We start from the raw sequence: 16,191 nt of genomic DNA on the forward strand, positions 1-16,191 counted from the left end.
TTGATCGCGTGGACTTGCAGCTTTCAAAACGCCTGCGCCTGCGCAGATCCGGCGTGATGGCGTTCCTGTATCGGTACCGGCGCTGGCTGCGTGCGACGCCGCGTTGCGGTGCGGCAGCGCTGTTCTGGTTGGGCGCGGTCTTGAGCGTGCCGTCGGCAATCGCCAAGGACATGCAGGATGTGCCGATTGTGATGACCAACGCGGCCATTGGCGAGCCACGTTTTCGGGGGCTCGCGCATCCGGTGCCGGACAGCGGTGTGGCATTCGCGCCTGGCGGACAACTGGCAAGGATCTATGCCGCCGATATCGCCCACGGAGCAGGGCAGGCGCCGGGCAAGGATTTCTGGATCGACCGCATGCTGGCGCGCGAGGGCGAGGGCGAGGGCGGTGGTGCCGGCGACGACAACACGTGGCTGTTCACCCGCGGACGCGCAGCCTATCTGGCCGATCACCAACCCGCGCAACCCGGCTTTGTCGGCCAGGTGGCGTACTGGCATGCCACCGATTACGACGCGCTGCTGCGCATCCAGTCCACGCAAGCCACGCAGCCGGTGCAGTGGAAAGAGGACGCCACGCAGCGACGGCAGACGCCCAGCTATTTCAGCAGCGTGTTCGAGGATGCCAGCGCAGGCGTGCGCATGCGGTTGGTGAAGTACATCACCGAGCAGAATGTCGCAGTGGCCAGCATCGCCTTGTCCAGCCTGGATGGCGCGGCGCATACGCTGTCGGTACAGGCGCTTTCGCCGCTGGCGCAGCATGCGGACGGTAATGAATTGACCGGCGCCTTCGATGCCTACAACGCGATCACCACGGTGTTTGCGCGGCTGTCCGGCGACGGTTTTCGGGTGGACGGCACGCGTCTGCTGCGCGAGGTGGCCGTGCCCGCCACCGGCGAAAGCCCGGCAATGAAGCTGCAATTGGGCCTGCTCACGCACGAATTGCCGGAAGCGCGCGCCGAGTACACTCGCATTGCCGAGCAGTCGCCTCAGCAGGCGTATCAGCAGCACGTCAGCCATTACAACCGCTGGTGGGTGGACAACCTGCCGTATCTGGACACGCCCGACGAGAACATCACCAAGAGCCTGTTCTATCGCTGGTGGGTGCTGCGTTTCAATTTTCTCGATGCCAATGTGCCGGGCAACGATTACCAGTTTCCTGTCGCCATCGAAGGCGTGCTGGGTTACAACAACGCCATCGTGCTGACCACCGGCGTGTTTCTGGACGACCTGAAGTATCTGCGCGACCCGCTGTATGCCTACGGCAGCTGGCTCAGTGCCGGCGAAACCGCCGGCGGCGGCAAATACACCGACAATCCCGGCTCGCCGGAACACTGGTCCAACTCCTATGCGCAATACATCACCGCTTCGGCATGGCGGTCGATGCAGGTGCATGGCGGGCCGGCCGCACTGGCACAAAAACTGGCGCGCTACGGCAGCGGCGATGTGGATGGGGTGCTGGCCGCCTACGACCTCAATCACAACGGCTTGATCGAATACGACTGGGCCACGATGACCGGCAACGATGCCGATGCGGTGTCGTTCGATTGGGCCAGACAGCACGGCCAGATCCGCATGGATCGCACCGAAAGCGCGTATGTGTATGCCAACGCGCAGGCCGCCGCGCAGGCCGCATTACTGGCAGGCGACACCGCGACGGCACAACGCATGCAGGCCACTGCGCAACGCATCCGCCATGCGGTGGTGGAGGTGCTGTGGCAGGACCACAGCGACAGCGCCGACTCGGTGGGCTTGCACGGCGATCTGCTCAAGCACCGCCAGGCCAGCGGGCCGCGCCTGCCGGTGGATTGGAAGGAAACCAACAACTATTACCCCTTCAGCGTGGGCCTGATGCCCAAGCAGGGTGAGCCGGACTACGATCCCAAGTATGTGCGCGCATTGCGGCTGTTCGCCGATGCGGCGCAGTACCCGCTGTTTCCGTTCTATACCGCCAACCAGGTCGATCTGCAGGCGCGCAGCAGCGGCGCCGATGCGGGCAGCAACAACTTTTCCACCATCAATGCGACGGTGGCGTTCCGGCTGCTCGGTGCAGCGTTACGCGAGTATCCCAGCCGGTATCTGAGTGCGCAGAGTTACCGCAAGTTGCTGTACTGGAACGCCTGGGCGCCCTATGTCGATGGCGACAACCGCTACCCGGATCAGAACGAGTTCTGGGCTAAGGGCAGTGCGAACGACGGTGGTCGGATCGGCTACCGCTCATGGATCCACCACACCCAGTTGGGTGCGACCAACTTCAGCATGATCGAGGACGCGATGGGCTTGCGCCCGCGCAGCGACGACAGGATCGAGCTGTATCCGATCGATATCGGCTGGGAACATTTTGCTGCCGAACATCTGCGCTATCGCGATCGCGACCTGAGTATCGTCTGGGACCGCACCGGCACTCATTACGGTGGCAAGGTGGGCAGGGGATATAGCGTGTATCTGGATGGCAGGCTGGCGTTTCGCGTCGACCGGCTGGCGCATGTGATCTACGACCCGGCGAGCGGGCAGGTGAGCGCAGCGCCGGATGCTGTCAATCGCAATGGTGTGGCGCAGGTGCTCGAGGCGCATCCCATGCAACTGGCGTCGATGTCGCAGGTGCGCTTTGCCGCGACCTCGCGCACCGCGCAGATCCTGGACAAGGCCGGCATGGACGTAGCACTTCCCACAAGCGCCAGCCGCAATCTCGCCGAGGGCGTGCATGTCACCGCCAGCTTCGCCGCACCCGGTTTCCCGGCTGACGCAGCAGTGGATGGCAGCACCGCCAATACGCCGTTCTGGGGCACGGTTGGCTCCCCATCGGCCAGCGACTGGATTGCGCTGGAGCTGGATAAGGCGCGGCAACTGGATCAGCTGGTGGTGTATTTCTATCGCAGTTCTTCGCCCGCCGGCGAGCAACATGGCTTTCCATCGGGAACCTGTCCCGGTTACGTCGCGCCATGGGTCTATGTTGTGCAGTACCAGGACAACGGCAGCTGGAAGACCGTGCCAGGGCAGGTGCGCGATGCACCGTTCGCGCAAGGCAATCGCAACCGCATGCGCTTTCCGCCGATCCGTGCGCGTGCGCTGCGTGTGGTGGTGACCCATGCCGGCAGTGCGCGGACCGGCATCAAGGAAATTCAGGTCTTCGACAGCGGCTTGCCGGTGCCTGCAAGCGCCGGCAATGCGCCGCCGCAGGTGCAGGCGTGGCAGCTGGACGATCCCGGTTCCGATGGCAACGTGGTGGTGAATGGCCGCGTGGGCGACGACGGCTTGCCCACTGACGCGTTGCAAGTGCATTGGCAAACACACCACGCGCCCGACGGCGGCGAGGCACTGTTTGCAGATGCCGCCGCACTGCGCACGGCGGTGCGCTTTACCCGTGCAGGGCGCTACTCGCTGCGGTTGCTTGCCAACGATGGCGCGCTCGCCGGCCATGCCGATGTGCAGGTGGATGCGCCCGAATCGCCGGCGCTGCAGCAAGTGCCGTTGCAGGGCATGGCCACTGCCAGCGCCGAAGTCACCAGCGCGCATCACCGCGTGGAGGCGCTCAACGACGGCTTCATTCCCGCTGCGGGCAGTGTGCCTGGCAATACGCGTCGCTGGGGCAGTTATGGCCGCGCGCAGCCTGCATCGGTCTGGTTGCAGTACCGGTGGCCACGGCCGGTGCGGGTGTCGTCCAGCACGCTGTCGCTGTGGGACGACCAACCCGACGGCGGCGTCGCACCGCCCTCCAGCTGGACGCTGCAGTTCCTGCGCGACGGGCAATGGCACGACATCGTCGCCGACGGTGGTTACCCGATTGCCGCCGTCGGCGCAGTGAGTACGGCACGCTTTGCGCCCATCGTGACAACCGGGCTGCGCGCCGTGCTGACGACCCAAACAACTGCGACCGGGCATGCGGCAGTCGGCGTTGACGAATGGCAGGTGCTGTCCGAGTTGCCCAAGCAGCTTGAGGCGATCGATCTGCGCACTGCGCCCGGGCAACTGCCCACGCTGCCGCAGGAGGTTAGCGCGTTCTTCGCCGATGGCAGCGCGTTGCCGGTGGCAGTGCAGTGGGCGCAATTGCCAGCGGATCGCCTGAGCGGCGAGGGCGCAGTGGAATTGCAGGGGTTGGTCGAAGGCGTGCTTCCGGTCAAGGCCACGATCTGGGTGCGCGCAACGCCACCAGGGCAGATCAATACCGTGCAGCCGTTGCCGGTGGTGAGCACGCAAATGGGGCATGCACCCACGCTGCCGGGATTCGTCAGCGTGCAGTACAACGACGGCTCACGCGAACGGTTGCCGGTGCAATGGCCGGCGTTGGCACCTGCGCGCTACGCGCAACCCGGCGAGATCACGGTGACCGGCACGGCCCAGGGGCGTGCACCCACCGGGCAGGTGTCGGTTCCGCTCACGCTGCAGATCAAGGCCGCCACGCCATGACGCGCCTGCTCACTCGCGTGGTTGCGCTTGCATGTGCGTTATCGCTGAGTGGTGTTCCAGCGTGTGCCGCAACGCCATCACAGGGCACGCAACTGCATGCGCCCGGCAACCCGATCCTGGCCGATGGCAGCACGTATTCCGCCGACCCGGCACCGCTGGTGGCCGATGGCAAGCTGTACATCCTGGCCGGGCGCGACACCGCTGCACCCAACCAAAATGCCTTCGTCATGCCCGGCTGGCAGTTGTTCGTCAGCAGCGACCCGGGCAGCGGGCAGTGGACGCATTACCGCGATGTACTGCGCCCGCAACAGGTGTTCGCCTGGGCCGAAAAACGCTACGCCTACGCATCGCAGATCGTGCAGGGGCCGGATGGGCGCTATTACCTGTATGCGCCGGTGCAGCAACGCAGCTCGCCCAATGAGGATCCATTCGCCATCGGCGTGGCGGTGGCCAACAGCCCGCTCGGCCCATGGACCGATGCGCATCCGCAAGGGCCGGTGGTGTCGCAATCGGTGCCCAACCGCAACGCCATCCAGAACATCGACCCGACCGTGCTGGTGGACGACGACGGGCGCGTGTATCTGTACTGGGGCACCTTCGGCGCGTTGTATGGCGTGGAGCTGCAGCGCGACATGGTCAGCTTCAAGGGCACGCCGGTGCGCGTGGAGACGCTGGCCGGCTATTTCGAAGCGCCCTGGCTGTTCAAGCGCAACGGCAGCTATTACCTGGCGTATGCGGCCAACAACGCCGGCCGCGATTCCGCATGTACGCCAACGCTCTACCATGCGTGTATCGCCTATGCCAGCGCGCCGACCGCGCTGGGCCCGTGGACGTATCGCGGCATCGTGCTGCCGCCGGTGTCTTCGACCACCTCGCATCCGGGTATCGTCGCCTTCAACCAGCAGTGGTATCTGGTCTATCACACTGCCGATGCGCAGGGCGGCGGGCATTTTCGCCGCAGCCTGGCGATCGACCGGCTGGAGTGGGACGACAGCACGCAACCGGCCAGCATCCGCACCGTCATACCTACCCGGCGCGTGCAGCCGCCCACATCGCCGCAGCGCAATCAGGCGCCTGCCGCCTATGCCACCGCTTCCAACGGCCCGGACATTCCGCTGCAGTACTGGATGGCCGCGCTCAACGACGGCATCGTCAAGGCCAATCCGCTGCCGCCGCAACTATGGGGAAGCTGGACGCCTGACAATCCACCGCAGCAGTGGCTTCAATACAGCTGGTCGCAGCCGGTGACCTTGGACCGCACCCGCATCGTGTTCTGGGCCGATCAGCCGGCCGGTGCGCAGATTGGCGTGGCACCGCCGGCGCGTTGGCATCTGGAATTTCGACAAGGCGGGCAGTGGCATCCGGTGCAGCCGAGCGACAACTACGGCACGCGCGTTGATCGCTACGAAGCGGTGTCGTTCGCGCCGGTGACCACGCGTTGCATGCGTGTGGTGCTGGATGCCTCCGGCGCCGGAACCCGCCACGCCGCGTTGGCGGTGCAGGAATGGGAAGTGTTGGCGCCGCAGCCGCAGCGTCTGCCTGCAGCGAGCGTTGCCGACAGTAGACACTGCGATGCGCCTTGACGCGGCTGGAAAAAGCGCTGGCGCGCGCACGTCGGCTGGATGCTGGCGACGCTGCGCAAGCGTCGGCGTGCAGGCAGCCCAGTCAGGGAGTGCCCGAGTCGGGCAATCACCGCACTGCCACCAACCACGCTCTCCCATCTCGACCTGCATGACAGGCGCTGATCGTGACCACATTCCATTCCAGGAAAAACGCATGAAGCCACCGCTGCATCCCACACCGACCTCTCGCTGGCACAGCATCGCAGCGGGGTGTCTGAGCATCGCGCTCTGCTCGTTTTCGGCAAGCGCAGTGGCGGCATCGGTAGTGCCCACGCCAACCCCGGCGCAGTACATGCAGGCGATGGGCTTGTCCGATCGCTACGCCTCCCTGGTCGACCACCAACCGACGGCGCCGGTGTGGATCGATGCAGGGCGCTTTCTGTATCGGCGCGGCGTTGCACGTGCCAATCAGGCGCCGGCCATCGAGTACCGCCTGGTGGATGCCGCCAGTGGTCGCAATACGCTGGCCTTCGATCACGCGCGGCTGGCGGCGGCGTTGACGCAGGCCGGTGCGCAGGACGTCGATGCAGCGAATCTGGAGTTGGAACAGCCCGGTCTGGAACAGCAGCGCTTGCGCTTCCAATTGGCGCGCCTCGGTTGGCAATGCGATCTGGCGCGCTATCGCTGCGCGCATGTGCCGGAGCGCGATGTGCCGGCCGAATCGATGGACATGCGGTTGCCGCTCAAGCAGGGCGAGCGTGAGGCCATGGTATCGCCGGATGGTCGCTGGCGCGCCTGGGTGGAGCAGGCCAATCTGGTGATCGCCCCGGTGGGCGGCGGCGAGCGCAGCGTACTCAGTCGTGATGGAAGTGCGGGCGATTACTACGCGCTCGACAGCGTGGTGTGGTCGCCGGATTCGCAGCATCTGGCTGCGTACCGGGTCAAGGCGCCACCGCCGCGCATGGTCTATTACATCGAATCGGCACCGGCCGATCAGGTGCAGCCCAAGTTGCACCAACAGGTCTATCCCAAGCCCGGCGATGTATTGCCGGTGATGCAACCGGTGTTGTTCGACATCGCCACGCGCGCGGCGCATCCGGTGGCGATGACGTTGCTGCCCAATGCCTTCAGCTTGAGCGAGATGGTCTGGTGGAAGGACAGCCGCGGGTTGACCTTCGAATACAACGCACGCGGGCATCAGCTGTATCGGGTGATCGAAGTAGATGCACGCACGGCCGCCGCACGCACCCTGATCGAAGAAACCTCGCCCACCTTTATCGAATACTCCGACCTCAGCGGCGATCATGAGACCGGCGGCAAGCATGCGCGGCGTGACCTGGCCGACGGCGCGCAACTCCTGTGGGCCTCCGAGCGCGATGGCTGGGAGCATGTGTATTTGTACGACGGCCGCAGCGGGCAGGTGATCCGCCAGGTCACGCGTGGCGATTGGGTGGTGCGCAAGCTCGATTATCTCGATGAGGCCGCAGGGCAGTTGTACTTCACCGCCTCCGGCATGCAGGCCGGCGAAGACCCGTATTACCGCCATGCCTATCGCATCGGCCTGGACGGCAGCGGGCTCACTGCATTGACGCCAATCGCCGCCGACCATCAGGTCAGTTATTCGCCGGATGGAAAGTGGTTGCTGGATCTTTATTCGCGTGTGGATCTGGGGCCGGTGCTGGAACTTCGGCGCAGCGCCGATGGCGGCCTGGCACGCACGGTGGAGCGCACCGACCTGAGCCGCTTGCAGGCGGCCGGCTGGCAGCCGCCGTTGCCGTTTCATACCACCGGGCGCGATGGCAAGACCGAGATCTGGGGCGTGATCCAGCGCCCGCAGCAACAGGACCCGAAACAGCACTACCGCGTGATCGAAGACATCTACGCCGGCCCGCAAGGCTCGTTTGTGCCGAAGAGTTTCACCCCACGCGTCCCGGCGTTGACCGGGCTGGGCTTTGCGGTCGCGCAGATCGATGGCATGGGCACCAACAATCGCGCGCGCGCCTTCCACGACGTGGCCTGGCGCAATCTCAAGGACGCCGGCTTGCCGGATCGTATCGCCTGGCATACCGCCGCTGCCGCGCAGTACCCGTGGTACGACATCGGCGGCGGCGTCGGTGTGTATGGCACTTCTGCCGGCGGACAGAACGCATTGGCCGCGCTGCTGTTTCATCCGGAGTTCTATGTGGCGGGCGTGGCCAATTCCGGTTGCCACGACAACCGCATGGACAAGATCTGGTGGAACGAACAATGGATGGGCTGGCCGGTGGGGCCGTGGTACGCCGAATCGTCGAATGTGGAAAACGCCGCACGTCTGCAAGGCCATCTGTTGCTGATCACCGGCGACATGGACATGAATGTCGACCCGGCCAGTACCTTCCAGGTCGCCGACCGCCTGATCAAGGCCGGCAAGGATTTCGATCTAGTGGTGGTGCCCGGCGGCGATCACGGTGCCGGCGGCGATTACGGCAAGCGCCGTCTGCTGGATTTCTTCGTGCGCTGGATGCAGCGATCGCCAACGCCGGAGTGGAACCGTGTGTCGGCAGCGGTGCCGGCGCAATGATGCAGCCCTTGCATGCCACGACCGACACCGCCTTGCTCCGGCGCGTCCACGCGTCGAGCATGCAAGGTTCCGCCGGCGGATGTGCAACGCGCGGCATTACCGGCATCGGTCCCAGGGTCGATGACGCATTTCGATCAGGTAAGCGCCCATCACGGTGCGCTTCGTACTGGAGAGCAAGCTGATGGAAACATCGCACACCCGTGCGTCCCGATGGATGCTTGGCGCTGTCCTGGCTTCGTCCTTGCCAAGTCTGGCGTTGGCCGCAGAGACGGTGGGCTGCCAAAGCCTGTCGCAACGCTATCCCTGGGGCACCGCGCAGCCACTGCGCACCTGGACACCCAACAACACCCAGGCCGATGCCGGAAAGCCGAACAATGCGGGTATCGCCCAGGGCCGGCCCTTCGATGCCAGGCTGGTCATCGCCGTTGGCGAGGCCTCCGCGCAGTCGTGGCGCACGGTCTTGCTGGAGTCCGCCGATGGCTGCCGCCGGCGCTACCAACTCAACTCCTTCGGCGATGGCGATCGCCGCTATGTCGCCACGGTGGCCCAGGCACACCCGTTGCGCAAGGATACGCGCAGCTATGCCACCGAGGCCGCAGCCGACACCGTCACGCCGGCGATGCTGGCAAACGGCTCGGCGAAGAAATACGAAACCCAGCATTTCGCGCTCTGGTACGGCGTCGACACCAGAGGCGAGAGCTACCGCGATGTGGCCAGCCGGGGAGTCGCCTGGAAGGATTTCGTGGCGCAAAGCGCCGCGTGGCTGGAACAGGTCTGGGAAATGAATGCACAGGTGCTCAATGCGCCGATGCCCTATGCCAACGCCGCCAAGCCCAAGCGCATCAACGTGTACGTGTGCGCCACCGGTTTGCCCTATGTGGAAGGCGGCGATCTCACCGATTGCGGTGCCTCCGGCGGTCAGTCCATCGGCGCCACCGCCTGGGCGCTGGGCACTGGGTCATTTTCGATCGCGCATGAGTTCACCCATGTGATCCAGTACTACAGCGGCGGCTATCGCAACCTGCAAGCGGCGGGGTGGTTCTGGGAAACCAACGCCAACTGGAGCGCCTACCAGACCACGCGCATGGACGACCAATGGGTGTCGTATTACTACTCCAATCTGGAAAACGGCCCGTTCTTTCCGCAAAGCCGCTATGGCGCGCATCCCTTCCTGATGTATCTGGACGAGAACGATGCCACCCGGCCGTTGGTCTGGGACATGTGGTTGAAGAATCAGCGCAATCCCGCAGGCGACACCCTGGAAATGCCGGTGCAGACGCTGGTGCGTCTGGGGCAGCAGGGCGGGCAGTTTCCGAACGGATACCGCTCGTTCGCAGAGATGGTCGGGCGTTATGGCGCACGCCTGGCGGCGTTCGATTTCGCGAGCCAAAAAGCGATGCTCGATATCGGCAACGGCAATGCTGCCGGCAAGCGCTACGTGACGCTCAAGCCGCTGTCCACGCGCGGCAATTACGCCTCGTCGCCGGAGCGCCCGTTGAATATCTACGGTACGCACGTGATTCCGCTGACGCCGGATGCCGCTGCCACGTCGATCGCGGTCAGCTTGAAGGGCAAGACCAATGCCGATCAGGCGTCGTGGCGGTTCACCGTGCTGGCCCTGGATGCGCAGTCGCATCCGCGCTATACGCCGCTGGCCGCAGTGGAAGGCACCGCCTCCGCCACCGTGACCTTTCCGCTGCAAGCCGGAAGCGGCACTACCTACTACCTGGTCGTGACCGCTACGCCGTACCGCTATTCGGTGGTTCCCACCGGCGAAGAACAGTTGGCCGGCAAGACCGCAACGACCTTTCCCTACGAGGTCGGCATCCAGGGCGCAACGCCCTTGGTTGGCCCCGCGACGACCTGCTACGCCTACAAAGGGACCGACGGCCTGGATCGGAACTGGAACACCAACGGCCACAACTTCGAACCGCAACCCTGTCGATAAGTTGACTTGCGCGCGTTCGCCGACGGCTGTGCGGATGCGCTGGTTTCGTCAATAGCGAGGTGGCCCATGCAAGAGATCCGTTGGTTGTCGTTCCGATCGATTCCCTTTCTGGTTTGCTGGACCACCTGCGCAAGCTTGCTGCCGGCGCTGCAGGTGCATGCCCAACAGGCAACCGGCGCGGTCTATGGCGACGTGGCGGCGGATGCAGCGGCCACCTCGCGCCTGGTCATCCGCAATCTCAACACCGGCGCAAGCCAGACGCGCACACCCGGCGCCGATGGCAAGTTCAGCGTCACCGGCCTTGCTCCCGGCGCGTACCGGGTGGAGTTGCAGATCGGCGGCCAGCGTCCGGTCTGGCGCGATGTGCTGGTGCGGCCGGGGAGCGCCACGCCGGTACCCGCGTTCGTTGCTGCCGATCTCAAAGGCCTCACCCTGGAGACCGTGCAGGTGCATGCCGATGCAGTGAACAATGCGCTCGACAACACCGTGCCCATCGACGTCAGCACGCCGGTGTTGGTACGTCAGTACAACCAGGCGTTGTTTCGCAAGACCGGTGTGGACACCAGCGGTGCCAGCGATGGCGGCAGCTACGCCAATCTGCTCACCCAGCTGCCGCAGATGTACATGTCGCAGGTCACCTCGGGGCAGGGCTCGGGACTGGCTTCGTTCAATGGCGGCTCGGGCACCGAGACGCGTTACTACATCAACGAGTTCGACACCACCTTCGACTACACCGGCGCCGGTGCAAGCTCGGTGCCGGGCGACATGATCGGCTCGGCGCAGGTGATCGCCAATGGCGCCTCGGCCAAGTATTCCAACGCGATGGGCGGCTCGGTCGCGGCCACCACCAAGACCGGCGACAACACCTTGCGGGCCGGTTTCGCGTCGTCGATCGTGCTGCCGTCCTCGCGCGTGCTCAACCCCAAGGTTCGTCCGTACTTGATCGAACAGCGCGACGGCGTCAATCGCTATTACTACCAGGACCTGAGCACCAACGGCCAGACCGAGACCGCGTTCAACAACACCTACAGTCTGTCCGGGCCGCTGATACGCGACACGCTGTTCTTCAATGTGGTTGTGCAGAACAATCGGCCGCAGGCGCAAGCGCAGTTCATGGCAGGGGAAATCGGCGACGAATGGCGCACCACGCGCGCTGCCTACAACAATCCCGCGGCCAATCTCAGTTGGGTCATCAGCGACGCCCAGCAATTGGACCTGACGGCTGCGCAGTCCGATCGCAAGAACTACACCCGCATCGACAGCCTGGCCGAGCCCTCCAATCCGGATGCGCAGCGCAGCTATCTGCGCGATGTGCTGTTCCAGAGCGAGGATGCCTTCTACCTGGGGCGCTACCGCTGGCAGATCAACCAGCGCATGGATCTGTCGTTGATGGCCGGATACTTCAGCCACATGGAAAAGAACACCTTTTCCGACGCCGGCCTGTATGCGGTGCGCATCGACGAGCCGGGCGGGGTCGAACATGTCCTGGCCAGCGGCATGCGCGATTCGCAGGAACCGGCCAACTACCGCAAGCGCGGTTTCCGCGCCGACTACACCTGGCAGCTCGGTGCGCACAAGCTGCAAGTCGGTGCGGAACATTACGACCTGTCGTTCGACAGCTTCAATGTCTACGGCCGCAACGGCAACTACCGTTACCTCAACTATGGCCGCCCCACCGAGCGTGCGATCGTCGGCGATCTGGTGGTGCCGGCCGATACGCCGGTGCTGCTGACCCAGGTGTTCAACAGCGGCGGCATCCTGACCCAGGTCAATCGTGGCGCCTACATCGAAGACTACTGGCAGGCGGCCGAGCGCTGGGTGGTCTACGGCGGCCTGCGTCGCGACAACAGCGGCGCGCGTCTTGCCAACGGCCGCAACGTGCTGGGTCTGTACACCACCTCGCCGCGACTCGGCGTGTCCTGGGATGTGCGTGGCGACAGCTCGATGAAGCTGGGCGCCAGTGCCGGCGTGTACACCATGCCGGTTCCCGGCGTGATCCTGACCAGCCTGTTCAACGATTTCAGCGATGCCTACGTCGCCTACACCTACAGCGGCATCAATCCGGACGGCACACCGATCGCGCCGCAACAGATCGGCAGCTACACCAACGCCAGCATCATCGGCGAGCCGGTGGCGATGACCTCGCGCAATCTGCGCAATGCGCGCCAGGACAGTTACACCGTGTATCTGCAGGACAATCAGCTGTTGCCGCACTGGTCCGGCACGCTGGAATTGAACCACTCTTCGGTCAAGCGGGCATTGGCGGTGTGGAACGATCTCAACAGCAGCTTGTCCAGTCCCGCCTATGTCTATCTGCAGTCGCTGGGTTATGCCGACCCGCACCTGGGCAACAACATGCTGATCAATCCCGGCAGCGCCGTGGTGATCGACAACGATCTGGATGGCGACGGGCAACGCGAACGGGTGTCCATTCCCGGCAGCGCCACCGGGCTGGCCAAACCGCGTCGCGAGGCCTATAGCGCCAGCCTGGAACTGGTGCATCCGGAAACGCCAGAGCAGCCGTTCTTCCTGTTGTTCGGCTATACCTGGAAGCACGTCTATGGCAACTACGAAGGCTATTACGGCGAGACCAACGGCAACGTGCTGGGCGCGCCGAATTTCCGGTATGGCGCGTTGTCGGCCGGCAGCAGCGGTGCATTGCCGGCCGATGTGCGGCATGTGCTGCGCCTCAACGCCTCGCATACCTTCGGTGCGAGCGGTCTGTCGTTGGGGTTGGGGGCGGTATGGCAGAGCGGGGCGCCGCGCTCGTGCTACAGCCAACATCCCGATCCCACCGATGCGGCCCACGACGCCGGTCTCTCGGCGTTCTACTGCGACGGCGTGGCGGTGTCGCGCGGCAGCCTGGGGCGCTTTCCCAGCTGGTGGACGCTGGATCTGAATGCCGCTTACGAAAAGCACTGGGGGCCGCAGACGCTGCGGCTGGAACTCAATGTGGGCAACCTGCTCAACCAGGACACCGAAATTGCCTCGGTGCCATTCTACGGCGCATACGCCGGCACTGTAGATGGAAGGCCGACCTGGGAACGCGATCGTTACTACGGCGCCAAGACCGCTCTTTACCCGCGCACGACCGGCGTGATCCTGCGCTACAACTGGAACTGAGATGCACGACGACAGCTTGCCCAACGTATCGACCAACGCATCGCCTACGCATGCCGCATGTCCGCATGCTGCGGCACCGGCCAACGACGGGTTACCGGCAGATGCCTCGCGTCGCCGTGTGTTGCAATGGAGTGCGCTGCTGGTGGCAGCGGGGTGGCTGCGGCTGCCCCTGGAGGCGGCGGCCAGCCAGGCCGGCGCGGTCACCGCAGTGCCTTTGCAGGCGGTCAGGTTGAAGCCCTCGCTGTTTCTGGAGTCGTTGCAGACCAATCGTCGCTATCTGCTCGAACTCGAGCCAGACCGGCTGCTGCACAATTTTCTGCATTACGCCGGCTTGCCGGCAAAAGGCCCGGTCTACGGCGGTTGGGAGGGTGACACCATCGCCGGACACACGCTGGGACATTATCTGAGCGCGTTGTCGAAAATGTATGCGCAAACTGGCGATGAGGCGCTACGCACACGCGTGGACTACATCGTGACCGAACTCGCGCGCGCCCAGGCGCAGGACAGCAGCGGCTATGTCGGCGGATTGACCCGCAAGAACGACGCCGGCCAGATCGAAGCGGGCAAGCAGGTCTTCGAAGACCTGCGCGGTGGCGTGATCAATGCCAGCGCCTTCAGTTTGAATGGCAGCTGGTCGCCGCTCTACACCGTGCACAAACTCTTCGCAGGCCTGCTCGATGCTCAAGCGCTGGCCGGCAATGCACAGGCGCTGCAGGTGCTGCAGCCGCTTGCCGGCTATCTGGCCGGCATCTTCGATGGACTCAGCCAGACGCAGATGCAGGCGCTGCTGGATAGCGAGTTCGGTGGGCTCAACGAGTCGTATCTGGAGTTGGGCGCGCGCACCGGAGAGCATCGCTGGGTGGCCATCGGCCAGCGTCTGCGTCACGACAAGGTCATTGGTCCGGCGCAGTCGGGCAAGGATGCGCTACCGCATCACCACGCCAATACCCAGGTGCCGAAGTTCATCGGTGCCGCGCGGCAGTTCGAAGTGGCCGGCGATGTGGATGCCGCTGCTGCCGCGCAATTCTTCTGGGAGACGGTCACCCACCACTACAGCTATGTGATCGGCGGCAATGCCGACCGCGAGTACTTCCAGGCGCCGGACAGCATCGCCAGTTTCCTCACCGAGCAGACCTGCGAGCATTGCAACAGCTACAACATGCTCAAGCTGACCCGGCACCTGTATCAGTGGATGCCGCAGGCACGCTATTTCGATTACTACGAGCGCACGCTGCACAACCACACCATGGCCGCGCAACATCCGGCCACCGGCATGTTCACCTATATGACCCCCATGATCACCGGTGGCGAGCGCGGCTTTTCGGACAAGTTCGATGCATTCTGGTGCTGCGTCGGCAGCGGGATGGAAGCGCATGCGCAGTTCGGCGATTCGATCTACTGGCATGCCGGCGATGCGTTGTACGTCAATCTCTACATCCCGTCGACGCTGGACTGGCACGACGCCGATGTCGCGATCGAACTGGACAGCGGCGTGCCCGAGAATGGCGATGTGCGGCTGCAGGTGCTGCGTGCCGGTGCGCTGGCGCCGCGTCGCCTCCTGCTGCGCATTCCGGCCTGGTGCCAGGATGAATTTACGCTGCGTCTCAATGGACGGGCGCAGCAGTTCGCAGCGGTGGATGGCTATGTAGAAATCGCACGCCGCTGGATCGCGGGCGATGTCATCGAACTCGCGTTGCAGATGCCGCTGCGCCTGGAGCATGCAGCCGGCGATCCGAGCACCGTGGTGGTCATGCGCGGGCCGCTTGCGCTGGCCGCCGATCTGGGCGATGTGGATGCGCCCTATGAGGGGCCGGACCCGGTGCTGGTGAGCGACGCATCGCCGTTGTCGGAGTGCGTTGCTTTGCCGCAACCCGGTCATTACCTGGTCAATAGCGTGCGTCCGCAGCCGCTGCGTTTCGTTCCGTTCTACGCGCAGTACGAGCGCCACAGCGCGCTCTACCTCAGGCAGATGACCACCGCGCAATGGTCTGCCGAGCAGGGGCGACGCGCGCAAGTTCAAGCCGATCGCAGTGCCTTGCTGACCAGGGCGGTCGACATCATCCAGTTCGGCGACGACGCGTCCGAGCAGGCGCATGGGTTGACCAGCGATACCTCGTTTTCCGGCATGTACCGCCGCCAACAGTTTCGCGATGTCCGCGGCAAGGGCTTCGTCCAGTTCCGCATGCGCGGCAGCGATGCACCGTTGGTATTGCGTCTGCGCTTCTGGGGCAGCGACCGTGGGCGGTTCACCATCCTGGTCGACGGGGTGTCTGCCGTTTCCGTGCAGGTGGATGCAAGCGACATCGTCGACTTCGTCGATCGCGACTACCCGCTGCCGATCGCGATGACACGTCATGCACTGCTGACCCTGCGCATCGAGCCGCAGGCTGGCGACACCGCAGGACCCTTGTTCGGCGGCTGGCTGTTGCATGCCTGAGCGCGCGGCAATGTCGGTGCGGTGAGGACCGGCATGACCGCACTGACGCAGTGGAGCACGCTGCGCACGTTGGCGCCCGGCCAGAAACCATGCTGTTTTCCGCACGCACTGTCGACAAATGCGACAAGACGTGGCGCGTGCGCACAGGCACATTGTGA

The 16,191-nt window shown here is 64.6% G+C and carries 6 protein-coding genes; all 6 read left to right on the plus strand.

What is annotated here, in order from left to right:
• The first annotated feature begins 56 nt into the window (after positions 1–56).
• Positions 57–4,403, plus strand: coding sequence for an Ig-like domain-containing protein (locus XARJCFBP2528_RS02685; RefSeq protein WP_039815089.1), 4,347 nt, complete (start codon positions 57–59; stop codon positions 4,401–4,403).
• The gene (locus tag XARJCFBP2528_RS02690) at positions 4,400–5,986 is read left to right on the plus strand and encodes a family 43 glycosylhydrolase (RefSeq protein WP_016905033.1); all 1,587 of its coding nucleotides are present in this window, start codon (positions 4,400–4,402) and stop codon (positions 5,984–5,986) included. The genes XARJCFBP2528_RS02685 and XARJCFBP2528_RS02690 overlap by 4 nt, the downstream gene beginning before the upstream one ends.
• A gap of 193 nt (positions 5,987–6,179) precedes the next feature.
• Positions 6,180–8,525 carry a S9 family peptidase gene (locus tag XARJCFBP2528_RS02695; protein WP_047124284.1) on the plus strand — a complete coding sequence of 782 codons (2,346 nt, stop codon included), beginning with the start codon at positions 6,180–6,182 and terminating at the stop codon, positions 8,523–8,525.
• A 181-nt stretch (positions 8,526–8,706) separates the two neighbouring features.
• Entirely contained in the window at positions 8,707–10,473 is a 1,767-nt protein-coding gene (locus XARJCFBP2528_RS02700; protein ID WP_219722043.1) for a DUF6055 domain-containing protein, read from the plus strand.
• Positions 10,474–10,539: 66 nt separating this feature from the next.
• Positions 10,540–13,596: a TonB-dependent receptor gene (locus XARJCFBP2528_RS02705; protein ID WP_053055003.1), complete on the plus strand. Its 3,057-nt coding sequence runs from the start codon at positions 10,540–10,542 to the stop codon at positions 13,594–13,596.
• A gap of 1 nt (position 13,597) precedes the next feature.
• Positions 13,598–16,033, plus strand: a complete 2,436-nt coding sequence (locus tag XARJCFBP2528_RS02710) for a glycoside hydrolase family 127 protein (protein ID WP_016903931.1) — start codon at positions 13,598–13,600, stop codon at positions 16,031–16,033.
• The last annotated feature ends 158 nt before the right edge of the window (positions 16,034–16,191 follow it).

This window comes from Xanthomonas arboricola pv. juglandis, assembly GCF_001013475.1.
Classification (GTDB): Bacteria; Pseudomonadota; Gammaproteobacteria; order Xanthomonadales; family Xanthomonadaceae; genus Xanthomonas; species Xanthomonas arboricola.